The following is a 21823-nucleotide window of genomic DNA, read 5'->3' as shown; positions in this document are numbered from 1 at the left end:
CGGAGCGCCATCCCGCTCGCGGCAAGCGGGAGCACCACGGGTCTGTCGCGCCCCCGGCAGACACCCATGGCGTTCCACTCGTCGTCCGTTCACATGGTGGGTGGAACGTCATGGGTGTCTCGGGCCGGCGCGGACACCCATCGCGTTCCACTCGCCGTCGGTCGAGGCCGTGGGTGGAACGGCATGGGTGTGTCGTGCGCGCGCGGCAGTCGTGGCGTTCCTTCCGGCGATCACCGGGTGGGACGCCCGGTGTGCCTCAGGCGCCTGAGCGGCCGGCCGGGCCCGCGCCGGTGACCCGGCTCGGCGGCCCGTTCGTCAGTCGACGGGCCGGGCCGCGGTCCGCGGGGTGAGCCGGGCGAGGTGCCTGTCGATCTCCGCGCCGGCGTCGGCGGGGTCCAGGCCGGTGGTCAGCACCCGTACCGTGATGCCGTCCAGGAGTGTGACCAGCGCGGTGGCCTCGACCCGCGGGTCTATCCGGGCATCGATGGTGCCGCCGGCGCGGCCGAGCGCGAGCAGGCGTTCGAGGTTCGCCCGGAGTTCGGCTTCGCTCTCCGCCAGCAGCGCGGCGACCTGGTCGTCGACGAGCGCCTCGGCGGTGAGGACGAGCCAGACCCGGGCCTCGAAGGCGCGCTCGGCGTCCAGCGGGACGAGTTCCCGGGCGGCCTGCCGGATCACCCCGGCGGTGACCGGGTCGGCGGGGATCGCGCGGGCCCGCCGCACCACCCGGGCGGCCAGGTGGTCGATGGCCGCCCGGACCATGCGTTCCCGCGTCGGCAGGTAGTGCTGGGCGGTGGCGAGGGCCATCCCGGCCTCGGCGGCGACGGCCCGCACCGTCATGCCCACCGAGCCGGCGCGCGCCAGCACGACACAGGCGGCGGCGCCGAGATGCCGTCGCCGTTCCTCGTGGTCCACTAGTTTGGGCACGCTGCGATCATAGATGGTCGGTCATTTGACCGATATAGGTCAGCGACCTAATCTTGACCGCATGATCGACGCCCGAGCTGACCACGCCACCGACGCCCGCCGGTTCAGCTGGCTCGACCTGGTCCTCGTGTTCGCCGTGGGGATCGGGCTGGCCAACTCCGCGGTGGCGGACTTTCTCGCCCGTGGCCCCGCCGCGCTGGGCCTGTCCGAGATGGCGTCGTCGAGCATCGCCTGGGTCCTGATCAACGGCACCCAGCTCGCGGTCGGCCTCGCCGTCGTCCACCACCGCTTCGGCACCCTGGTCGGGCCGCTCAGGCTCCACCGCCCCGCGCGTCGCCAGGTCGCGGTGGGCGTCGGCTGGGGCATGGTGAAGGCCGTCGGCACGCTCGTCCTGCTGGTGGCCCTGCCCGCCGCGCTGGTCGAGGGCGGCGGTGGCGAGGGCGGTCACCCGGCCGGGAGCCTGCTCGCCCAGTTCGCGTTCGCGTTCGTCTTCGGCGCGGTGCTGTCCCCGCTCTACGAGGAGATCCTCTACCGGGGCGTGTTCTACCAGGGGCTCGCGGCGCGGATGCCCGCCGTGGCCGCGGTCGTGCTGTCGGCGTCCTTCTTCGCGGTGGCCCACCTGCCCCGCGTCTTCAACACCGTCAGCGCGCTGCTCGCCGGGCTGCTCTTCGCCTGGCTGCTGCACCGCTACCGCAACCTCTGGGTGCCGATCGTCGCCCACGCGGTCAGCAACGGCAGCCTGATCGTGCTCGCGTTCGCCGCCGAGGCCGGCTGAGACGCCGGGTCAGTCCCGGTCGGTGTGGTTGCGGTCCCAGCGACCGCCGATCGGCGGGGTGTCCAGTCGCAGCGCGGCCGTCGACCCGGCGAGGTCGTTGTCCTCGACCGCGCACGACACGCAGCTTCCCGCCTCGGTGATCCAGATGCCGTACTCCTGCGTGTCGGCGTCCCGGTGCCAGATCCGGTTGCCGCGCACCGTGGCCGAGTCGAACGGGGCCGCCACGGTGATCCCGGCGCAGGCCGCCGGCCCGTCCGGCAGCTCGTACGCCGAGCCGGGGGCCGGCGTCGCCTCGTTCCAGGCGGTGGCGCCGTCGGGGCGTACCTCGGCCAGGAAGAGCTGGTCGGCGGTGTTCTCGGCGACCACGGCGTCCCGGGTGTCGACCCGGACGACCTTGCCCCGGTGCCCGCTCGCCGGCCAGTCCGCCGCGCCGTCGCTGACCTCGCGCGGACCGAAGCGCACCGCGTCGCCGGAGCCCCGGTGGGCCGGCGCGGACCGGCGTCCGTTGTCGCGGATCCGGTTGCCGACGATCGACGCGTCCAGCATCGGCCGGTCGATCCGGATGCCGTCCAGCGCGTTCTCCCGGATGTCGTTGTCCTGGATCACCACGTCCGCGGCGGCGCCCCGGTAGCCGTGGCCGAGGTCGTGCTCGTGGTAGCCGTACCCGCCGTTGCGGCTGATCCGGTTGCCCTGCACCGCGTACGGACCGGGCGTGTTGCCCATGCTGATCCCGTCGCCGACGTTGCAGTCGATCACGTTCCCGGTGAGCAGTCCGCCGCGCCCGGCGATCCCCGCGGTGCCGTTGGCCGACACGTCGAAGCCGGCCTCCAGGTTGCTCGTCATGGTGCAGCCGGAGACGATCAGCCCGTCCGCGCCCCAGTCCGAGATGCCGAACCGGTTGGCCTGGCTGTGGCAGGCGACGATGCGGATGCCGCGCGGCGGCGTCCAGTAGTCCTTCTGCAGCTCCAGGAAGATCCCGTTGGTGCCGTTGCCGACCGTGGTGCAGTTGGCGATGGTGAGGCGCTCCACGTCGCCCCAGCCGCCGACGCCGACGCCGATCCCCGCGCCGCCCATCTGCTGGCCGTTGTCCAGTCGGCCGCAGCCCACCACGACCACGCCGTCGATCAGGGTGTCCTGGAGGAAGTCGCAGCCGAGGCCGGTCGCGCCGGTGTGGTGGATGTAGAGGTTGCGGAACACGCCGCGCACGACGTACTGCAGGCCGAGGCCCTTGGCCAGGTAGTCGTAGGCGGTCTGGGCCACGCCGGAGCCGTCGATCTCGAAGTCGGCGAACGTGCAGTCGGTGATGTGCCGGTCCCGGTCCGCGCCGTGCTGGACGGTGGTCCAGTAGGCCAGCGGCACCGGATCGGCGCGATTGCCCTCGTTGCTGAGCAGGAACCGGGTGGCCGCCGAGCCGGCGCCGATCAGCGAGACCCCGCTGCGCCAGACCGTGCCGGCGTCGCGGATCGAGTAGAGGCCCGGCGGGCAGTAGATCACCCGGGCCCGGCCGTCGGCGTCGTAGCCGGCGCCGAGGCGGTCCACCAGCGCCGCCAGGGCCGGCTGGTCGTTGGTCACCCCGTCGCCGGTGAGGCCGTGCTCGCGGGCGTCGCACCACAGCGGCGCGCCGGCCACCGGGGTGAGCCGCTGCGGGGTGGACGTGGCAAGGCCCTTGCGCGACACCGGGAGCTCCCCTCGGGCGTACGGTCCGTCGTCCGGCCCGCATTCCCGCTCCCGCCGTGCGGTAACGCCCGGCTCAGGCGGTGGCGCCCACCGGCTCGGCGGCCTGCGCGGCCGGGGTCGCCCTCGTCGCCGGGTGGCGCTCCCGCGTGCTCCAGAGCACCCCCAGCGTGGCCAGCAGCACCAGGCAGGAGCCGAGCATGTGCGCGGCGACCAGCGCCGCCGGCAGGTGGGTGAAGTACTGGACGAAGCCGATCAGGCCCTGGCCCAGCTCGACCGCGAGCAGCACCCCGGCGGCCCGCGCGGCGCGCGCCGCGCCGACCGCGCGGAACGCGAAGTACAGCGCCACCGAGAGGCCGATCAGCAGGAAGACGCCGTCCGCGTGCACCTGGGAGATCGCCGCCGGGTCCAGGCCGTTGCGGGCCGCGCCCTGGTCGCCGGCGTGCGGGCCGCTGCCGGTCACCCAGGTGCCGACCACCAGCACGGCCGCGCTGACCACGGTCGTGAGCCGGGCGAGGGTACGCAGCGGCGCCGGCACGGTCGGCGTCACCGGCCCGTCCGGCTCGACGGTGCGCCGCCAGAGCGCGTACGCGACCGCGATCACCACCATCGAGGCGAGGAAGTGCAGCCCGACCACCCACGGGTTGAGGTTGGTGAGCACGGTGATCCCGCCGAGGACCGCCTGCGCCGGGATGCCGAGCAGCACGCCCACGGCCAACGGCAGCAGCCCTCGGCGGCGCGGGCGCTGGGTCAGCACGGCCAGCACCACGGCGAGCGCGATGATCCCCACCGCGAACGTGAGCAGCCGGTTGCCGAACTCGATCACCCCGTGCACGCCCATCTCGGACGTGGTGGTGTAGGACTCGTCGGTGCACCGGGGCCAGGTGGGGCAGCCGAGACCGGAGGCGGTGAGCCGGACGGCCCCGCCGGTGACCACGATCGCCACGTTCGCGATGATCGAGGTGAGCGCGAGGCGGCGCAGCAGCGTGGGGGAGACCGGGAACCGGACGGAACGCTTCACGAAGCGAATCCTACGCACCGTAGTTGATCCCGATCGGGTGACTCGGCCACCCCGGTGGTCGGGATCACCGGACCCCGGGTTTGCGGGCCCCGCGCGAATTACGTAACGTTGCCGTTGTGAAAAACGTGGCAGCGCTGTCCGAAGGGTCGGTGACCAGTACGGTCGCCGGCGCGACGGTGCCTGCCGACCCGCCGACCCGGGATCGGGTCACCCAGTTGCTGCTGGAGCGGGGCGCTACCACCGCCGCGCAGCTCGGCTCGGCGCTGGGCCTCAGCCCGGCCGCGATCCGCCGGCACCTCGACGCGATGCTCGCCGACGGTGACGTGGTCGCCCGCGAGCAGGCCGTGCGGGGCAGCCGGGGGCGGGGCCGGCCGGCCAAGGTCTTCGTGCTGACCGAGGCGGCCCGGGTGCGTTGCGGCACCCACCACTACGACAACATGGCCACCGCCGCGCTGCGGTGGATCGCCCGCACCGGTGGCGCCGAGGCGGTGGCGGAGTTCGCGGCCGACCAGGTCGCCGCGCTGGAGAACCGCTGCCGGGCCGCCATGGAGGACGCCGGCGACGCCCCGCTCGCGCGGGCCGAGGCGCTCGCCGGGGCGTTGACCGCCGAGGGTTACGCTGCCAACGCGTCCACGATCGCCTCCGGCGGCCAGCTCTGCCAGCACCACTGCCCGGTGGCGCACGTGGCCGCCGAGTTTCCCCAGCTGTGCGAGGCCGAGACCGCGGTGATCTCCCGCCTGGTCGGCACCCACGTGCAGCGCCTGGCCACCATCGCGCACGGCGACGGCGTGTGCACCACGCACATTCCCGCCCAGTCCGGTTCCACCGTCACCACTGTGAGGACAGATAGATGACCGAGCAGATCGTCCAGCCCCTGACCCAGGAGGAGCAGCTCGCCGCCCTCGGTCGTTACGAGTACGGCTGGTCCGACCCGGACGTCGCCGGGTCGTCCGCCCAGCGCGGCATCAACGAGGCGGTGGTGCGGGACATCTCGGCCAAGAAGAACGAGCCGGCCTGGATGCTCGACCTGCGCCTGAAGGGCCTGCGGCTGTTCGGCCGCAAGCCGATGCCGGCCTGGGGGGCCGACCTCACCGGGATCGACTTCGACAACATCAAGTACTTCGTCCGGTCCACCGAGAAGCAGGCCACCAGCTGGGAGGACCTGCCGGAGGACATCAAGAACACCTACGACCGGCTGGGCATCCCCGAGGCGGAGAAGCAGCGGCTGGTCGCCGGCGTCGCGGCGCAGTACGAGTCCGAGGTCGTCTACCACAAGATCCGTGAGGACCTCGAGGAGCAGGGCGTCGTCTTCCTCGACACCGACACCGCGCTGCGCGAGCACGAGGACATCTTCAAGGAATACTTCGGCACGGTGATCCCGGTCGGCGACAACAAGTTCGCCGCGTTGAACACCTCCGTCTGGTCCGGCGGCTCGTTCATCTACGTGCCGAAGGGCGTGCACGTGGAGATCCCGCTGCAGGCCTACTTCCGGATCAACACCGAGAACATGGGCCAGTTCGAGCGGACGCTGATCATCGTCGACGAGGGCGCGTACGTGCACTACGTCGAGGGCTGCACCGCGCCGCTCTACTCCTCCGACTCGCTGCACAGCGCGGTCGTGGAGATCGTGGTCAAGAAGAACGCGCGCTGCCGCTACACGACCATCCAGAACTGGTCGAACAACGTCTACAACCTGGTCACCAAGCGCGCCGTGTGCCACGAGGGCGCGACCATGGAGTGGGTCGACGGCAACATCGGCTCCAAGGTCACCATGAAGTACCCGGCGGTCTACATGACCGGCGAGCACGCCAAGGGCGAGGTGCTCTCGGTGGCCATGGCCGGCGAGGGCCAGCACCAGGACGCCGGCGCCAAGATGGTGCACGCGGCGCCGCACACCTCCTCGACCATCGTGTCGAAGTCGATCGCCCGGGGCGGCGGCCGCACGTCCTACCGCGGTCTGGTGCAGGTGCTGGAGGGTTCGCACAGCAGCCGCAGCACGGTCAAGTGCGACGCGCTGCTGGTCGACACCATCTCCCGCTCCGACACCTACCCGTACGTCGACATCCGCGAGGACGACGTGTCGATGGGGCACGAGGCGACCGTCTCCAAGGTCAGTGACGACCAGCTCTTCTACCTGATGAGCCGGGGCCTGAGCGAGGACGAGGCGATGGCGATGATCGTGCGCGGCTTCATCGAGCCGATCGCCAAGGAGCTCCCGATGGAATACGCGCTGGAGCTCAACCGCCTGATCGAGCTGCAGATGGAGGGCGCGGTCGGCTGACGCCGCCGTTCCCGCGCGGCGGGCCGGAACCCTGGCCCGCCGCGTCAGCAAGACCACGTCGTCACGGACCAGACAGACCAAGGAAGAGATGACTACCCAGGCTTCCGCGCCGCCCACGACCAAGTCGCAGGCGCTCCGCTCGTACGACGTCGCCGACTTCCCGGCCCTGACCGGGCTGGAGGAGGAGTGGCGGTTCACCCCGCTCAAGCGCCTCCGTGGCCTGACCGGTGACGGCTCCGGGACGTCGCGCGGCACGGTCCGGCACGAGTACGCCGACGTGCCGGAGGGCGTCACCGTCGGCCGGATCGGCCGCGACGACCCCCGGGTGGGCAGCGTGCTCACCCCGTTCGACCGGGTCAGCGCGCTGGCCTACGGCGGCGCCGACGGCGCGCTGCTGGTGCAGGTCGCCCGCGACGCCGTGGTGGACGCGCCGGTGCGCCTGCGGGCGGTCGGCGAGGACGCCGGGGCGCTGGCGTTCGGCCACACGTTCGTCGAGGTGGGCCGGTTCGCCGAGGTGACGGTGGTGCTGGAGCACGTCGGCTCGGCCACGCTCGCCGACAACGTCGAGGTGGCGGTGGCGGACGGCGCGAAGCTGACCCTGGTCACGGTCGCCGACTGGGCCGACGACGCGGTGCAGGCGCAGCACCTGAAGGTGAAGCTGGGTCGGGACGCCAAGATCATCCACGTGCAGGTGAGCCTCGGCGGCGACCTGGTCCGGCAGCACACCACGGTGGAATACACCCAGCGCGGCGGCGAGGCCGAGCTGTACGGCCTCTACTTCGCCGACTCCGGCCAGCACCTGGAGCACCGGCAGCTGGTCGACCACACGGTGCCGGACTGCCGCAGCAACGTCGGCTACCGCGGCGCGCTGCAGGGCGACGACGCGCACACGGTCTGGGTCGGCGACGTGCTGATCGGGGCCGAGGCGACCGGCACCGACACGTACGAGATCAACCGGAACCTGCTGCTCAGCGACGGCGCCCGGGCCGACTCGGTGCCGAACCTGGAGATCGAGACCGGCGAGATCGCCGGCGCCGGGCACGCCAGCGCCACCGGCCGGTTCGACGACGAGCAGTTGTTCTACCTGATGGCCCGGGGGATCCCGGAGGGCGAGGCCCGACGCCTGGTGGTGCGGGGCTTCTTCGCCGAGCTGATCAACAAGATCCCGGTCGAGGACCTGCGCGAGCGGCTCGGCGACGCGATCGAGGCGCGCCTCACCAAGGCCGGCGCCTGATGATCAGGATCTGTTCGACCGAGGACGTGCCGAAGGGCGCCGCGATCAGCGCCGACGTGGACGGCGTGCAGGTGGCGATCGTGCACGGCGAGGACGACGCGTTCTACGCCGTCCGCGACGAGTGCTCGCACGCCGCCGTGGCGCTCTCCGAGGGCGAGGTCGAGGGCTGCACGCTGGAATGTTGGCTGCACGGATCCCGTTTCGACCTGCGTACCGGTGAGCCGACCGGGCTGCCCGCGACCGAACCCGTACCCGTCTACCCCGTCGAAGTCCGCGACGGCGAGATCTACGTCAGCATGACGCCGAGCAATGGAGTGACGCGATAATGAGCACCCTGGAGATCCGCGACCTGAAGGTGTCGGTCAAGCTGCCCGAGGGTGAGCTCAAGCCGATCCTGCACGGGGTCGACCTGACCGTGCGCTCCGGTGAGACGCACGCGATCATGGGCCCGAACGGCTCCGGCAAGTCCACGCTGGCCTACTCGATCGCCGGCCACCCCAAGTACGAGATCACCGGCGGCGAGGTGACCCTCGACGGCGAGGACGTGCTCTCCATGTCCGTCGACGAGCGCGCCCGCGCCGGTCTCTTCCTGGCCATGCAGTACCCGGTCGAGGTCCCCGGCGTGTCGGTGGCCAACTTCCTGCGTACCGCCAAGACCGCCATCGACGGTGAGGCGCCGAAGCTGCGCACCTGGGCCGGCGAGCTGCGCGGGGCCATGGAGAAGCTCCAGATGGACCCGGCGTTCGCCCAGCGCAACGTCAACGAGGGCTTCTCCGGCGGCGAGAAGAAGCGGCACGAGATCGTGCAGCTGGAGCTGCTCAAGCCGAAGATCGCCATCCTCGACGAGACCGACTCCGGCCTCGACGTGGACGCGCTGCGCGTGGTCAGCGAGGGCGTGAACCGGGTCCGCGACACCGGCGACACCGGGATGCTGCTGATCACCCACTACACCCGGATCCTGCGCTACATCAAGCCGGACTTCGTGCACGTCTTCGTGGCCGGGCGGATCGTCGAGCAGGGCGGCCGCGAGCTGGCCGACAAGCTCGAGGAAGAGGGCTACGAGCGGTACGTCGCCGGGGCCGGCGCGGCGCGGGCCTGAGACTCGACATGACCTCCTCCTCCATCGCGATCCCGGCGGGCATGCCGCAGTACGACGACGTGCCGCGCTTCGACGTGGCGGCGGTGCGGGCCGACTTCCCGATCCTGGACCGGGAGGTCAACGGTCACCCGCTGGTCTACCTGGACAGCGCCAACACCTCGCACAAGCCGCGGCAGGTGCTCGACGTGCTCACCGAGCACTACGCGCGGCACAACGCCAACGTGTCGCGCTCGGTGCACACGCTGGGCACCGAGGCGACCGAGGCGTACGAGGGCGCGCGGGCGAAGATCGCCGCGTTCCTCAACGCGCCGAGCGTGGACGAGGTGGTGTTCACCAAGAACTCCACCGAGGCGATCAACGTGGTGGCGTACGCGTTCTCCAACGCCTCGCTGCGCGCGGACGCCGACGAGCGGTTCCGGCTCGGGCCCGGCGACGAGATCGTGATCTCCGAGATGGAGCACCACTCGAACATCGTCCCGTGGCAGCTGCTCGCCGAGCGCACCGGCGCGACGCTGCGCTGGTTCCCGGTCACCGACGGCGGCCGGTTGGACGAGTCGGGCCTGGACGACCTGGTCACCGAGCGCACCAAGATCGTTTCGCTGGTGCACACGTCGAACATCCTCGGCACGGTCAACGCCACCGCGCGGATCACCGAGCGGGTCCGCCAGGTCGGTGCGCTGCTGCTGCTCGACTGCTCCCAGTCGGTGCCGCACCAGCCGATCGACGTGGTCGACCTGGACGCCGACTTCATCGTCTTCACCGGGCACAAGATGTGCGGTCCGACCGGCATCGGCGTGCTCTGGGGCCGGGGTGAGCTGCTCGCCGCGATGCCGCCGGTGATGGGCGGCGGCTCGATGATCGAGACGGTGACGATGGCGCGCACCACGTTCGCCGCGCCGCCGGCCCGGTTCGAGGCGGGCACGCCGCCGATCGCCGAGGCGGTCGCGCTCGGCGCGGCGGTGGACTACCTCACCGGGGTCGGGATGCGGGCGATCCAGTGGCACGAGAAGGAGCTGACGGCGTACGCGCTGGACGCCCTCGCCACCGTGCCAGGGTTGCGGATCTTCGGCCCGTCCGTGCCGGTCGGCCGGGGCGGGACGATCTCGTTCGCCCTCGGCGACGTGCACCCGCACGACGTCGGGCAGGTGCTCGACTCGCTCGGCGTGCAGGTGCGGGTGGGGCACCACTGCGCCAAGCCGGTGTGCGCCCGCTTCGGGGTGCCGGCGATGACGCGGGCGTCGTTCTACCTCTACACCACCACGGCGGAGATCGACGCCCTGGTGGCGGGCCTGGACCAGGTGCGGAAGGTGTTCGCGTGATGCATCCTGATTCTCTTTACCAGGAGATCATCCTGGACCACTACCGGCACCCGCACGGACGCGGCCTGCGGGACGCGACGGACCCGGCGGCCCGGGTCGGCGAGGCGCACCACGTCAACCCGACCTGCGGCGACGAGATCACCGTGCGGGTGGCGACCGACGGCACGGTGTTCACCGACATCTCGTACGACGGGATGGGCTGCTCGATCAGCCAGGCGTCGGCGAGCATCCTGCACGAGCTGCTGCGCGGCCGGGCCGCGGGTGACGCCGCGGTGGTGCATGAGGCGTTCGTCGAGTTGATGTCCGGGCGTGGCCAGGTCACGCCGGACGAGGACGTACTCGGAGACGGGGTGGCGTTCGCGGGTGTCGCGCGCTACCCGGCCCGGGTCAAGTGCGCGCTGTTGTCGTGGATGGCGTTCAAGGACGCCGCGGCACGCGCCGGTGTGGGCGTGAGCCCCGAGGTGAAGGCATGAGCGAGCGAGGGGGCGGCATGAGCGAGGACGAGACCACCACGACGCCGGAGGCCGGCGCGGTGGCGACGGACAGCCCGGCCACGCCGGCCGGCGGCAAGGCCGCCGTCGGCGACATCGAGGAGGCGATGAAGGACGTCGTCGACCCCGAGCTGGGCATCAACGTGGTCGACCTCGGTCTGGTGTACGGGGTGCACGTGGACGACGAGAACGTCGCCACGCTGGACATGACGCTGACCTCGGCGGCCTGCCCGCTGACCGACGTGATCGAGGACCAGGCCCGGCAGGCGCTGACCACCGGGCCGGGCGGCGGCCTGGTGAACGACATCCGGATCAACTGGGTCTGGCTGCCGCCGTGGGGCCCCGACAAGATCACCGACGAGGGGCGCGACCAGCTCCGCTCGCTCGGCTTCAACGTCTGACGATCTCCCGGTCGCCGTCGCGGGCGCGTCACCCCCTCCGGGGTGGCGCGCCCGACGCGTTGTCGATCACTCTCCGTGTCGTGCGGCGGAAGAACACCAGGCGCGACACGCCCACCGTCCAGCAGCCGGCGGACCGCCGACGCGGAGCGGGCGCGGCGGGCGACAGCGAGCCGAGCGGCGGGGGGAGCGGGCCGGGCGCGGGCGGTGCGGGGGCGGGAGCGGGGAAATCGGGTGGCGGGGGAGTGGGGCGGCGCGCAGGATGGGCGGGTGATCGAGGCGTACCCCAAGCAGGTTCCTGTCCGTGCGGCCACCGCCGCGCGTCGACAGCGCGCGCTGCCGGCCGCCTCGACCCGCCGCCCGCCGTCGTGACCGGCGCGTTCCTGGCCGGGCTGGTCGCCGGCTACGGCGTCGCGATCCCGGTCGGCGCGATCGCGGTCCTCATCCTCGGGCTCAGCGCACGCAACGGATTCCGGGTCGGTGCGGCCGCGGCGCTCGCCGTGGCCACCGCCGACGGGCTCTACGCCACGGTCGCCGCGCTGGGCGGCGCCGGGCTGGCCCGCGTCCTCGCCCCGGTCTCCGGGCCGCTGCGGGTGGTCGCCGCGCTGGTGCTGCTCGGCATCGCCGCGCACGGCCTGTGGCGTGCCTGGTCCGGCCGTCGGGTCGGGCGGGTCGCCGAGGCGCCGGGCGGTCGCGGCCGGCACACCCCGGGCCGGGCGTACGCCGCGTTGCTCGGGTTGACCCTGCTCAACCCGGCGACGGTGCTCTACTTCGCCGCGCTGGTGCTCGGCCGCCGCGACGCCGCCGACCCGGATCCGGCCACCGCCGCGTGGTTCGTGACCGGCGCGTTCCTGGCCTCGGCGAGCTGGCAGCTGCTGGTGGCCGGCGGCGGTTCGGTGGTGGGCCGGGTGCTGGCCGGCCCGCGCGGGCGCCTGGTGACCGGCCTGGTGTCGAGCGGGTTGATCGCCGGCCTCGCGGCCGCCACCCTGCTGTCCGGCTGAACCGCGTACCGTCGTGCCATGAGTAGCCGACCCGCAGCCGGGGGCGGCCGGTGGGTCGAGGTCGACCCGGCCCGCGTCACCCGCTGGGTGGAGGGCTTCGCCGACCGGCACGGCCCGCCCACCACCACCGCCCTGGGGTACGGGTTGCTGCTCACCGCCCCGGACGGCGCCACCGCCGAGTTGCACACGCCGCCCGGCGCGCGCCCCGCGCCGGACCTGCCGGCGTTCGCCGGCGCCGTGGCCGCGCCCCGCCGGCTCGGCCTGCTGTTGGCCCGTAAGGGCGCGGTGGCGGTCGGCGTGGTCGACGGCACCGAGCTGGTGACCTCCAAGGTGGACACCCGGTACGTGCAGGGGCGCACCGCCGCGGGCGGCTGGTCCCAGCAGCGGTTCGCCCGGCGGCGCGACAACCAGGCGAGGGCGGCCCTGGGTGATGCCGCCGATCTCGCCGTACGCCTGCTGTTGCCGGCGGCCGGCACGCTCGCGGCGCTGGTCTGCGGCGGTGACCGGCGGGCGGTGGACACGGTGCTGGCCGACCGGCGGCTGGCGCCGCTCGCGGCGGTGCGCGCGGAGCGCCTGCTGGACGTGCCGGAACCCCGGCACGCCGTGCTGGTCGCGGCCGTCGCCGCCGCCCGCGCGGTCCACATCCTGGTCCGCTGAACGGGAAAAGATCACCTGAAGCCGGTCATTCCCCCTCGTCGGAGGTGCATCGAATCGAATCGATGCATAGGGTCGGTGCGGTGAAGCGGTGGGTCTCCGGGCGACCCACCGGGGCAGCTTCGCCTCCGCCACCCAGGCACCGACATCGTTGGGAGAGAACAATTCCATGAGCGGACATCAGGACGGACGGCTGCGAACCCGGTGGCGCCGTGCGACGAGGCTTCTCGCCGCCGCGGCGGCGCTGTGCACCGGAAGCGTCGTGCTCACCGCCGCGCTGACGGCGGGACCGGCGACCGCTGGGGTCGGCCCGGCGCAGCGCGTCGCGCTCGCGGCCCCGGCCGTCACCAGCGTCACCACCGGCGGCGCGCACACGTGCGCGATCAGCGCCGACGGGGGACTGTGGTGTTGGGGCTCCAACTACGGCGGCCAGCTCGGCGACGGCACCACCACGAACCGGAGCACCCCGGCGCGGATCGGCGCCGCCACCTGGACCGCCGTCGACGGCGGCTCCGGGCACACCTGCGGGGTCCGGACCGACGGCACGCTGTGGTGCTGGGGCTCGAACTTCCGGGGCCAGCTCGGCGACGGCACCACCACCAGCCGGAGCGTGCCGGTGCAGGTCGGCGCCGCCACCACCTGGGCCAGGGTCAGCGCCGGGCCCGCGCACACCTGTGCCGTGCGCACCGACGGCACGCTCTGGTGCTGGGGGTTCAACCGGACCGCACAGTTGGGCGTCGGCGACGACCCGTACGTCGCGACCACCCCGCTGCGGGTCGGCACGGCGAGCAACTGGGCGAGCGTCTCGACCGGCTTCGCGCACACCTGCGCGGTGCGCACCGACGGCACGCTGTGGTGCTGGGGTCTCAGCTCGGACGGGCAGCTCGGCCTCGGCACCCTGGGGTCGCAGACGACGCCGGCGCAGGTCGGCACCGCAGCCGACTGGTCCGCCGTCACGGCCGGGTACGCGCACACCTGCGGCATCCGCTCCGGCGCGCTGTGGTGCTGGGGGGAGAACGGCTACGGGCAGCTCGCTGTGAGCGGCAGCTACCGGACCACGCCGGTCCAGGTCGGCACCGCCACCACCTGGAGCCGGGTGGCCGCGAGCGGTGACGCGTCGTGTGCGTCGCGTACCGACGGCAGCCTGTGGTGCTGGGGCAAGAACGCGTCCGGACAGGTGGGCGACGGCACCACCACCCACCGGTCCGCGCCGGTCCAGGTCGGCACGGCCACCACCTGGACCGGTGGTCTCGCCGTGGCCGATCACGGCTGCGGGATCCGGACCGACGGCGGCCTGTGGTGCTGGGGCGACAACAGCGGCGGGCAGTTGGGTGACGGCACCACCGTCCAGCGGCCCACCCCGGCCCAGGTGATCCTGCCCTGACGCGATCGGGCCGCCGGCCGCGTCGCTGGACGTCCCAGCGGCGCGGCCGGCGGCCCGGGAGGCCGCCGCGCCCTACTTGCCGGCGCCGAAGGTGTCGCAGGCCTTCGGGTCGCCGGTGGAGAAGCCCTTGGTGAACCACTGCTTGCGCTGCTCGGAGCTGCCGTGGGTGAACTCGTCCGGGTTCACCGGCCGGCCGGACCGCTGCTGGATGGCGTCGTCGCCGATCTTCTCGGCGGTGTCGATGGCCTGCTGGATGTCCTGGTCGGTGATGCTCTTGAAGATCTTCTGGCCCTTGTCGTCGGCGGTGCCGGTGGCGTTCTTGGCCCAGGCGCCGGCGTAGCAGTCGGCCTGCAGCTCCAGCTTCACCGAGAGCGCGTTGGCGTTCTGCGGGTCGCGCTGCTGCTGTCGGCGCATCTCCGCCTCGGTGCCGAGCAGGTCCTGCACGTGGTGGCCGTACTCGTGGGCCAGCACGTACGGCTGGGCGAACTCACCCTCGGCGCCGAGCTGGTCGGCCAGCAGCTTGTAGAACGTGAGGTCGATGTAGACCAGGTCGTCGGCCGGGCAGTAGAACGGGCCGACCCCGGAGTCGGCAGCGCCGCAGCCGGTGGTGACGTTCTGGCTGAAGAACACCGTCTTGGACGGCTGGTACTGCTCGCCGAACACCTCCGGCATGGCGGTGCGCCAGTAGGCCTGGATCGAGTTGACGTAGAGCGTGTTGCGGCAGTCGAGCTGCTTCAGCGCGTCCTCCGCGGAGCACTTCTGCTCCAGCGAGGTGTTGTCGCCCTGCTCGGACCCGCCGCCGCCGTTGGTGGCCGCGTTGAGGCCGAATCCGCCGCCGACCAGGGCGACGAGCACGGCGATGATGATGCTCACGAGCCCGCCCCGGCCACCGCCGCCGCCCGGGATGGGGATGCCCATCCCACCTCCTCCTCCGCCGGACCCTCGCCGGTCGTCCACCTGGCTGGTGTCGACCCGCGCGTTCTCGTTCAGCTCCATATTGACCCCGATCGCCGAGATGTCCGTGTGTGGTGGTTGCGGTACCGGACCGGGTCCGGACGGCGCATTCGGTACCCGATGATCTTGTCCGGTAATCCGGCGGGAGCGGTACGGCACGCCCGGTACACTTGACCCGTGCTGCGCTGCGAAGGCTGAACGGCCCCGCGCCGACGGGAGAAGACGACCCGCCGGCGCTTTCGCGTGCCCTGAGTCAGCCCTTCCGGACCCGAGAGCGAGTACTCCGAAATGATCACTGCCACCGGCCTGGAACTGCGCGCCGGTTCCCGGATCCTGCTGTCCGACACCACCCTGCGGGTGCAGCCGGGAGACCGGATCGGTCTGGTCGGGCGCAACGGCGCCGGCAAGACCACCACCCTCAAGGTGCTCGCCGGGGAGGGCCAGCCGTACGCCGGGCAGATCGACCGACGCAGCGCCATCGGCTACCTGCCGCAGGATCCACGTACCGGCGACCTGGAGGTCACCGGGCGGGACCGGGTGCTCTCCGCGCGCGGCCTCGACGTGCTCATGGCCCAGATGACGGAGTTGGAGAACAAGCTCGCCGAGGGCGCCGACGACGAGCGGCTGGTCCGCCGCTACGGCGCGTTGGAGGACCAGTTCGCCTCGCTCGGCGGCTACGCGGCGGAGGCCGAGGCGGCCCGGATCTGCGCCAACCTCGGCCTGCCCGACCGCGCTCTGGCGCAGACCATCGGCACGCTCTCCGGCGGTCAGCGCCGGCGCATCGAGCTGGCCCGGATCCTGTTCCGAGACGCGGGCGAGAACGGCGGCGGCATCCTGCTGCTCGACGAGCCCACCAACCACCTCGACGCGGACTCGATCACCTGGCTGCGCGGCTTCCTCGGCAACCACAAGGGCGGCCTGATCGTGATCTCCCACGACGCGTCGCTGCTGGAGGCCGTGGTCAACAAGGTGTGGTTCCTGGACGCCACCCGGTCCGTGGTCGACACCTACAACCTCGGCTGGAAGGCGTACCTGGAGGCGCGGGAGACCGACGAGCGCCGCCGCCGCCGGGAGCGGGCCAACGCCGAGAAGAAGGCCGGCGCGCTGATGGCCCAGGCCGACAAGATGCGGGCCAAGGCCACCAAGACCGTCGCCGCGCAGAACATGGCCCGCCGTGCCGAGCGGCTGCTCTCCGGGCTCGACGAGGTCCGGGTCGCCGACCGGGTGGCCAAGGTCCGCTTCCCCAACCCGGCACCGTGCGGCAAGACGCCGCTGACCGCGGCCGGCCTCTCCAAGTCGTACGGGTCGCTGGAGATCTTCACCGACGTGAACGTCGCGGTGGACCGCGGCTCCCGGGTGGCCATCCTCGGCCTCAACGGCGCCGGCAAGACCACCCTGCTGCGGATGCTCGGCGGCCTGCTGGAGCCGGACACCGGCGAGGTGCGCCCCGGGCACGGCCTGCGGCTCGGCTACTACGCCCAGGAGCACGAGACGCTGGACGTGGACCGGACCATCCTGGATCACATGCGCAGCGCCGCGTCGGACCAGACCGACACCGACCTGCGCAAGATCCTGGGTGCGTTCCTCTTCTCCGGCGAGGACGTGGACAAGCCGGCCGGCGTGCTCTCCGGTGGCGAGAAGACCCGGCTGGCGCTGGCCACCCTGGTCTGCTCGGGGGCCAACGTGCTGCTGCTGGACGAGCCGACGAACAACCTCGACCCGGTCAGCCGGGAGCAGGTGCTCGACGCGATCGCCCGCTACCCGGGCGCGATCGTGCTGGTCACCCACGACCCGGGCGCGGTCACCGCGCTCAAGCCGGACCGCGCCATCCTGCTGCCCGACGGCGACGAGGACGCCTGGTCCGACGACCTCCTGGAACTGGTGGAGCTGGCCTGACCCGTCCCCGCGCCCCCGCCCCGTCGATCATGAAGTTGGCGGCAGTTTGCGAGATCCACTACGCCGCCAACCTCATGATCGACGGGGTTCGCCCGGGTTGGGGCGTCAGGGGAGGAGGGCGGCGAGGCGGGGGAGGACGCCGGAGGTGAGGACGATTGTCGCGCCGATGGCGATGAAGATGGCCGGCACCAGCCAGTGGCCGACGCGGCCGACCAGCGCCACCACCCGGGGGTGGCCGCCGAGCGCGGCGGCGACCACGCACCAGACGGCCACCAGGGCGGCGAAGACCAGCAGCCAGACCAGGCCGGTGGCCGGGTCGAGCGTGCGGAAGACCGGCACGTAGACGGCGATGTTGTCGGCGCCGTTGGCCACCGTCACCCCGGCGACGCCGAGCAGGGTGCCGACCACCACCGGCGGTTCGTCGTCGTCGGCGTCCCGGCGCCGCAGCGCCCGGACGCCGAGCGCGATCGGCAGCAGCCCGAGCAGGCCGGGCCACGGGTCGGGCACCACCAGCAGGCCGGCGGCGGCCACCACCGCGACGGCGACCAGCGCGCCGATGCCCGCGTACTGGCCGGTGACGATCTGCCAGGGCCGGGGCCGGCCGCTGCGCCGGGCCGCCACGAACAGCACGGTGAGCACGACGATGTCGTCGAGGTTGGTGGCGGTGAACACGCCGGCGGCACCGGCCGCGGCGGCGATCAGATCGGTCACCGGGGGCACGATACGACCCGACCGGTACGGATCAGACGGTCGGAAGGATCACTCTATCGGGAAGTTGACTTTGCGTAGCGTGTCGGTTGGCGAATAGTTGATATCTGGCGCATGATCGTCCGAGGCGGTCTAATAGGTGGGACCGTATCCGAACCGCACAGTCTGGGACGTGAGGAATCAGCATGGCAGCCACCGGCACAGCCACCAGCACTGAGAAGGGTCGCCGGATCGTCGGGGCCGAGCGTCAGACGCTCGCCAAAGACCTGGTAAAGCGGTACACCGGGGGTGAGAGCATCCGTGCGCTGGCGGCCTCGACGGGCCGTTCCTACGGATTCATCCACCGGGTGCTCACCGAGTCCGGGGTGCAGCTGCGGCAGCGCGGCGGCGCCCGGCGCCGCAAGAAGGCGTGACCCGCCCCCCAGCGTCGTCCATCAGCGTCGCGCTCCGGGTGGTCCGGTGACCGCCGAGACGACCGGAGTACGACTCGACTGCGACGGGCCGGTCGCGACGGTGACGTTGTGCCGGCCCGACGTGCTCAACGCCCAGACCCCGGCCATGTGGCGCGCCATGAGCGACTTCTCCCGGGACCTGCCCGGTGACGTTCGGGTCGTCGTCGTGCGCGGCGAGGGTCGCTCCTTCTCCGCCGGCCTGGACCTGGCGGTCGCCGGCGCCTCCGGGCCGGGCTCCTTCGCCGAGCTGGCCACGTTGCCGGAGGCCGAGTGCGCCGACCGGATCGCCGGCTACCAGGACGGCTTCACCTGGTTGCACCGGCCGGACGTCATCTCGATCGCGGCGGTGCAGGGGCACGCCATCGGCGCCGGCTTCCAGCTCGCCCTCGCCTGCGACATGCGTGTGCTCGCCGCGGACGCCAAGCTCTCGATGGCCGAGGTGACCCTCGGCCTGGTCCCCGACCTGGCCGGCACCCGCCGCCTGGTCGAGCTGGTCGGCTACTCCCGGGCCCTGGAGATCTGCGCCACCGGCCGCCGGATGGACGCCGCCGAGGCCGACCGGATCGGCCTGGCCACCCTGGTGGTGCCGAACGACCAGCTGGACGCCGCCGTGGGTGACCTGTCGGCCGGGCTGCTCGCCAACAACCGGGACGCGATCGTGGAGATCAAGGCGCTGCTCGCCGGCGCGGCCGGCCGCTCGCACGCCGAGCAGCAGCGGGCCGAGCGCGAGGCGCAGACGAGGCGAATCCGGGACCTGGCCGGACGGGGCGAATAGCAGTAAGGACCGTTCGGGAAGATCCGGGTTACTCGCGAGGTTGTCACAGGCGTCGGGAGAATCGAACCCGACGGTTCATGCTGCCCGACGACCCGGAGGTGACGGATGTCCAACCACATGGCCGGCGGCGGCATGGGCGGCTGGAGCATGCTCCGGTCCCTGCGCAACCGCGACGAGGTCTCCGCGCACCAGCTCAAGCGCGGCACCGCCCGGCGGATCGTCGCCTTCGCCCAGCCCTACCGGCGCGACATCGTCGTCTTCCTGGTCACCGTGATCGTGGCCGCGGTGATCGGGGTGGCCACCCCGCTGCTCGCCGGTGACGTGATCGACGCGATCGCCGGCGGTGGGTCCGAGGCCCGCCAGACCGTGGTCCGGCTCGCGGTGATCATCGCGGTGCTGGCCGTGGCCGACGCGCTCTTCTCGCTGGCCCAGCGGTGGTATTCGGCGCGCATCGGCGAGGGCATCATCCTCGACCTGCGCACCCGGGTCTACGACCACGTCCAGCGGATGCCGCTGCAGTTCTTCACCCGCACCCAGACCGGCGCGTTGGTCAGCCGGCTCAACAACGACGTGCTCGGCGCCCAGCGGGCGTTCACCTCGACGCTGTCCGGGGTGGTCAGCAACGTCATCCAGCTCGTGCTCACCGCCGGGGCGATGCTGGTGCTCTCCTGGCAGATCACCGTGCTGGCGCTGGTGCTGCTGCCGATCTTCATCATCCCGGCCCGCCGGGTGGGCAAGCGGCTCGCCGAGATCACCCGCGAGTCCTACAACCTCGACGCCAAGATGAACGCCACCATGACCGAGCGGTTCAACGTCTCGGGCGCGTTGCTGGTCAAGCTCTTCGGCAAGCCGGACGTGGAGGCCACCCGGTTCGCCGCCCGGGCCGAACGGGTCCGCGACATCGGCATCCAGTCCGCCATGTACTCCCGCACCTTCTTCGTGGCGATGCTGCTGGTGGCCTCGCTCGCCCAGGCGCTCACCTACGGGCTGGGCGGCTGGCTCGCCGTCGCCGGCGCCGTCAGCGCGGGCACCGTGGTGAAGCTCGCGCTGCTGCTCACCCGGCTCTACGGTCCGCTCACCGCGCTCTCCAACGTCCGGGTCGACGTGATGAGCGCGCTGGTCTCCTTCGACCGGGTCTTCGAGGTGCTCGACCTGCGCCCCGGCATCGAGGAGAAGCCCGACGCCGTGCCGGTGCCCCGGGGCAACGGCCGGGTCGAGTTCCGCGACGTGCGCTTCCGCTACCCGAGCGCCGCCGAGGTGTCGCTGGCATCGCTGGAAGAGGTCGCTACGCTCGACCGCACGGTCAACGAGCCGGTGCTCAAGGGCGTCTCGTTCGCCGTCGAGCCGGGCCAGATGGTGGCCCTGGTCGGCCCGTCCGGCGCCGGCAAGTCGACGCTGTCCATGCTGGTCTCCCGGATCTACGACGTCAGCGACGGCCAGGTGCTGGTCGGTGGCGTCGACGTGCGCGACGCGACGCTCGCCTCGCTGCGCGACGAGATCGGCGTGGTCACCCAGGATTCGCACCTGTTCCACGAGACGATCCGGGAGAACCTCCGCTACGCCAAGCCCGACGCCACCGACGACGAGATCTGGGCCGCGCTGGCCGGCGCTCAGGTCGCCGACCTGGTCCGGGCCACGCCCGACGGGCTCGACACCACGGTGGGGGAGCGCGGCTACCGCTTCTCCGGCGGGGAGAAGCAACGCATCGCCATCGCCCGGCTGCTGCTCAAGGCCCCGTCGATCGTGATCCTCGACGAGGCCACCGCGCACCTCGACTCGGAGAGCGAGGCGGCCGTGCAGCGGGCGTTGTCGGTGGCACTGACCGGGCGTACCGCGCTGGTGATCGCGCACCGGCTCTCCACCGTGCGCGACGCCGACCAGATCCTCGTGCTCGACGAGGGGCGGATCGTCGAGCGCGGCCGGCACGAGGAGCTTGTGGCGGTCGGCGGTCTCTACGCCGAGCTCTACCGCACGCAGTTCGCGGTGGCCGACTCCCCGGCGCCCTACGCCGGGCCGGAGCAGCCCGAGCCGGTGGTGACCACGGTGCCGATGGGCACCTACGTCGCCCAGGAGGCCATGCCCCCGGCCGCCGCCAACTAGGAGCGGCGGGAGGCCCGGGTCAACCGGCGACGACGGCGGCGCGCAGCTCACCGAAGGCGGCACCGAGCGTCTCCGGGGTGAAGTGCGCGTTGAGCCCGCTCGGGTTGGGCAGCACCCACAGCCGGGCCGGCCCGAGCGTCTCCGGCTGCGGCCCGAAGCCGGCCTTCGGCCGGGCGAACCCGATCCGGTAGGCGGTCACCCCGACCACCGCCACCCACCGCGGCCGGTGCTGCGCCACCTTCCCGGTCAGCACCCGGGCGCCGTCGACCAGTTCCTCGGCGGTCAGCTCGTCGGCGCGGGCGCTGGCCCGGGCCACCATGTTGGTGATGCCCAGCCCGAGCGCGGGCAGTTCGTCCTGTTCGCTGGGGTGCAGCAGGCGCGGGGTGAACCCGCCCCGGTGCAGCGCCGGCCAGAACCGGTTGCCGGGGCGGGCGAAGTGCCAGCCGGTGGCCGCCGACCACAGGCCCGGGTTGATGCCGACGAAGAGCACGTCCAGCCCGGGCGCGATCACGTCGGGCAGCAGGCGGTCGGCCGCGGCGGCGAGCTGCTCCCGGCTGGGTCGGGGATGACGGCGGGCCGGCACGCCCGGACCGGTGGCCGTCTCGGGTCGCCCGCCCGCGGGCCGGCGTCGGTCGTTCACCGCGACCCCGCAGCGGGCCGGGTGGTCGTCGGCGGCCGAGAGC

The 21823-nt window shown here is 72.6% G+C and carries 22 protein-coding genes; 16 read left to right on the top strand and 6 right to left on the bottom strand.

Annotated elements, in window-relative coordinates:
* Positions 1-315 precede the first annotated feature (315 nt).
* Positions 316-924, bottom strand: a complete 609-nt coding sequence (locus GA0070213_RS29520; RefSeq protein WP_091071888.1) for a TetR/AcrR family transcriptional regulator — start codon at positions 922-924, stop codon at positions 316-318.
* 61 nt (positions 925-985) lie between these two features.
* Between GA0070213_RS29520 and GA0070213_RS29515 the strand changes: the two genes are divergently transcribed.
* The gene (locus GA0070213_RS29515) at positions 986-1699 is read left to right on the top strand and encodes a CPBP family intramembrane glutamic endopeptidase (RefSeq protein WP_091071886.1); all 714 of its coding nucleotides are present in this window, start codon (positions 986-988) and stop codon (positions 1697-1699) included.
* Between the two features lie 9 nt (positions 1700-1708).
* Here GA0070213_RS29515 and GA0070213_RS29510 read toward each other — a convergent pair whose 3' ends face one another.
* Together GA0070213_RS29510 and GA0070213_RS29505 are read right to left on the bottom strand one after the other, a co-directional pair.
* Positions 1709-3376 (bottom strand): right-handed parallel beta-helix repeat-containing protein, encoded by a 1668-nt coding sequence (locus GA0070213_RS29510; RefSeq protein ID WP_091071883.1) that lies wholly within the window; start codon positions 3374-3376, stop codon positions 1709-1711.
* A 73-nt stretch (positions 3377-3449) separates the two neighbouring features.
* Positions 3450-4412 (bottom strand): COX15/CtaA family protein, encoded by a 963-nt coding sequence (locus tag GA0070213_RS29505; RefSeq protein WP_175441552.1) that lies wholly within the window; start codon positions 4410-4412, stop codon positions 3450-3452.
* A gap of 98 nt (positions 4413-4510) precedes the next feature.
* Between GA0070213_RS29505 and GA0070213_RS29500 the strand changes: the two genes are divergently transcribed.
* The 11 genes from GA0070213_RS29500 (at position 4511) to GA0070213_RS29450 (ending at position 14255) form a co-directional block, all read left to right on the top strand.
* Complete coding sequence (locus tag GA0070213_RS29500; protein ID WP_425412876.1) at positions 4511-5248, top strand: helix-turn-helix transcriptional regulator; 738 nt, start codon at positions 4511-4513, stop codon at positions 5246-5248.
* Positions 5245-6675, top strand: a complete 1431-nt coding sequence (gene sufB / locus GA0070213_RS29495; protein WP_091071876.1) for a Fe-S cluster assembly protein SufB — start codon at positions 5245-5247, stop codon at positions 6673-6675. The genes GA0070213_RS29500 and sufB overlap by 4 nt, the downstream gene beginning before the upstream one ends.
* A gap of 88 nt (positions 6676-6763) precedes the next feature.
* Positions 6764-7909 (top strand): Fe-S cluster assembly protein SufD, encoded by a 1146-nt coding sequence (sufD, locus tag GA0070213_RS29490; RefSeq protein ID WP_091071873.1) that lies wholly within the window; start codon positions 6764-6766, stop codon positions 7907-7909.
* Positions 7909-8235 carry a non-heme iron oxygenase ferredoxin subunit gene (locus GA0070213_RS29485; protein WP_091071871.1) on the top strand — a complete coding sequence of 109 codons (327 nt, stop codon included), beginning with the start codon at positions 7909-7911 and terminating at the stop codon, positions 8233-8235. Before sufD ends, GA0070213_RS29485 begins: the two co-directional genes overlap by 1 nt.
* Entirely contained in the window at positions 8235-9008 is a 774-nt protein-coding gene (gene sufC, locus GA0070213_RS29480) for a Fe-S cluster assembly ATPase SufC (RefSeq protein ID WP_091071869.1), read from the top strand. Before GA0070213_RS29485 ends, sufC begins: the two co-directional genes overlap by 1 nt.
* 8 nt (positions 9009-9016) lie before the next feature.
* Positions 9017-10327: a cysteine desulfurase gene (locus GA0070213_RS29475; protein WP_091071866.1), complete on the top strand. Its 1311-nt coding sequence runs from the start codon at positions 9017-9019 to the stop codon at positions 10325-10327.
* Positions 10327-10800 carry a Fe-S cluster assembly sulfur transfer protein SufU gene (gene sufU / locus GA0070213_RS29470; RefSeq protein ID WP_091071864.1) on the top strand — a complete coding sequence of 158 codons (474 nt, stop codon included), beginning with the start codon at positions 10327-10329 and terminating at the stop codon, positions 10798-10800. Before GA0070213_RS29475 ends, sufU begins: the two co-directional genes overlap by 1 nt.
* A gap of 17 nt (positions 10801-10817) precedes the next feature.
* The gene (locus GA0070213_RS29465) at positions 10818-11219 is read left to right on the top strand and encodes a metal-sulfur cluster assembly factor (protein ID WP_091071861.1); all 402 of its coding nucleotides are present in this window, start codon (positions 10818-10820) and stop codon (positions 11217-11219) included.
* Between the two features lie 365 nt (positions 11220-11584).
* Positions 11585-12217, top strand: coding sequence for a LysE family transporter (locus tag GA0070213_RS29460; RefSeq protein ID WP_091071859.1), 633 nt, complete (start codon positions 11585-11587; stop codon positions 12215-12217).
* An 18-nt stretch (positions 12218-12235) separates the two neighbouring features.
* Complete coding sequence (locus tag GA0070213_RS29455) at positions 12236-12874, top strand: acVLRF1 family peptidyl-tRNA hydrolase (RefSeq protein ID WP_091071857.1); 639 nt, start codon at positions 12236-12238, stop codon at positions 12872-12874.
* 166 nt (positions 12875-13040) lie between these two features.
* Complete coding sequence (locus GA0070213_RS29450; protein ID WP_091071855.1) at positions 13041-14255, top strand: RCC1 domain-containing protein; 1215 nt, start codon at positions 13041-13043, stop codon at positions 14253-14255.
* Positions 14256-14327: 72 nt separating this feature from the next.
* Here the strand turns inward: GA0070213_RS29450 and ypfJ are convergent, their stop codons facing one another.
* Positions 14328-15251 carry a KPN_02809 family neutral zinc metallopeptidase gene (ypfJ, locus tag GA0070213_RS29445; protein ID WP_091071852.1) on the bottom strand — a complete coding sequence of 308 codons (924 nt, stop codon included), beginning with the start codon at positions 15249-15251 and terminating at the stop codon, positions 14328-14330.
* Between the two features lie 246 nt (positions 15252-15497).
* Between ypfJ and GA0070213_RS29440 the strand changes: the two genes are divergently transcribed.
* Positions 15498-17105 (top strand): ABC-F family ATP-binding cassette domain-containing protein, encoded by a 1608-nt coding sequence (locus GA0070213_RS29440; RefSeq protein WP_091071849.1) that lies wholly within the window; start codon positions 15498-15500, stop codon positions 17103-17105.
* 105 nt (positions 17106-17210) lie between these two features.
* Here the strand turns inward: GA0070213_RS29440 and GA0070213_RS29435 are convergent, their stop codons facing one another.
* On the bottom strand, positions 17211-17816 hold the full coding sequence (locus tag GA0070213_RS29435) for a cadmium resistance transporter (protein ID WP_245716611.1): 606 nt from the start codon (positions 17814-17816) through the stop codon (positions 17211-17213).
* A gap of 182 nt (positions 17817-17998) precedes the next feature.
* On the opposite strand from GA0070213_RS29435, the gene GA0070213_RS29430 reads away from it, so the two are divergent.
* From GA0070213_RS29430 to GA0070213_RS29420, 3 genes are all read left to right on the top strand, one after another.
* Positions 17999-18226, top strand: coding sequence for a helix-turn-helix domain-containing protein (locus GA0070213_RS29430; RefSeq protein WP_007072022.1), 228 nt, complete (start codon positions 17999-18001; stop codon positions 18224-18226).
* 46 nt (positions 18227-18272) lie between these two features.
* Positions 18273-19040, top strand: coding sequence for an enoyl-CoA hydratase/isomerase family protein (locus GA0070213_RS29425; RefSeq protein ID WP_091071844.1), 768 nt, complete (start codon positions 18273-18275; stop codon positions 19038-19040).
* 117 nt (positions 19041-19157) lie between these two features.
* The gene (locus GA0070213_RS29420) at positions 19158-21140 is read left to right on the top strand and encodes an ABC transporter ATP-binding protein (RefSeq protein ID WP_175441556.1); all 1983 of its coding nucleotides are present in this window, start codon (positions 19158-19160) and stop codon (positions 21138-21140) included.
* Positions 21141-21159: 19 nt separating this feature from the next.
* Here the strand turns inward: GA0070213_RS29420 and mug are convergent, their stop codons facing one another.
* Positions 21160-21780: a G/U mismatch-specific DNA glycosylase gene (gene mug, locus GA0070213_RS29415; protein ID WP_091071935.1), complete on the bottom strand. Its 621-nt coding sequence runs from the start codon at positions 21778-21780 to the stop codon at positions 21160-21162.
* Positions 21781-21823 lie beyond the last annotated feature (43 nt).

The organism is Micromonospora humi, from assembly GCF_900090105.1.
Lineage (GTDB): Bacteria > Actinomycetota > Actinomycetes > Mycobacteriales > Micromonosporaceae > Micromonospora > Micromonospora humi.
Note: the sequence above shows the minus strand (reverse complement) of the source record. Positions and strands in the feature narration are given on the sequence as shown.

Coding starts and splice junctions, on each gene's coding strand:
- GA0070213_RS29515 (WP_091071886.1), top strand. CDS start 986: ATGATCGACGCCCGAGCTGACCACGCCACCGACGCCCGCCGGTTCAGC.
- sufB (WP_091071876.1), top strand. CDS start 5,245: ATGACCGAGCAGATCGTCCAGCCCCTGACCCAGGAGGAGCAGCTCGCC.
- sufD (WP_091071873.1), top strand. CDS start 6,764: ATGACTACCCAGGCTTCCGCGCCGCCCACGACCAAGTCGCAGGCGCTC.
- GA0070213_RS29485 (WP_091071871.1), top strand. CDS start 7,909: ATGATCAGGATCTGTTCGACCGAGGACGTGCCGAAGGGCGCCGCGATC.
- sufC (WP_091071869.1), top strand. CDS start 8,235: ATGAGCACCCTGGAGATCCGCGACCTGAAGGTGTCGGTCAAGCTGCCC.
- GA0070213_RS29475 (WP_091071866.1), top strand. CDS start 9,017: ATGACCTCCTCCTCCATCGCGATCCCGGCGGGCATGCCGCAGTACGAC.
- sufU (WP_091071864.1), top strand. CDS start 10,327: ATGCATCCTGATTCTCTTTACCAGGAGATCATCCTGGACCACTACCGG.
- GA0070213_RS29465 (WP_091071861.1), top strand. CDS start 10,818: ATGAGCGAGGACGAGACCACCACGACGCCGGAGGCCGGCGCGGTGGCG.
- GA0070213_RS29455 (WP_091071857.1), top strand. CDS start 12,236: ATGAGTAGCCGACCCGCAGCCGGGGGCGGCCGGTGGGTCGAGGTCGAC.
- GA0070213_RS29450 (WP_091071855.1), top strand. CDS start 13,041: ATGAGCGGACATCAGGACGGACGGCTGCGAACCCGGTGGCGCCGTGCG.
- ypfJ (WP_091071852.1), bottom strand. CDS start 15,251: ATGGAGCTGAACGAGAACGCGCGGGTCGACACCAGCCAGGTGGACGAC.
- GA0070213_RS29440 (WP_091071849.1), top strand. CDS start 15,498: ATGATCACTGCCACCGGCCTGGAACTGCGCGCCGGTTCCCGGATCCTG.
- GA0070213_RS29430 (WP_007072022.1), top strand. CDS start 17,999: ATGGCAGCCACCGGCACAGCCACCAGCACTGAGAAGGGTCGCCGGATC.
- GA0070213_RS29420 (WP_175441556.1), top strand. CDS start 19,158: ATGGCCGGCGGCGGCATGGGCGGCTGGAGCATGCTCCGGTCCCTGCGC.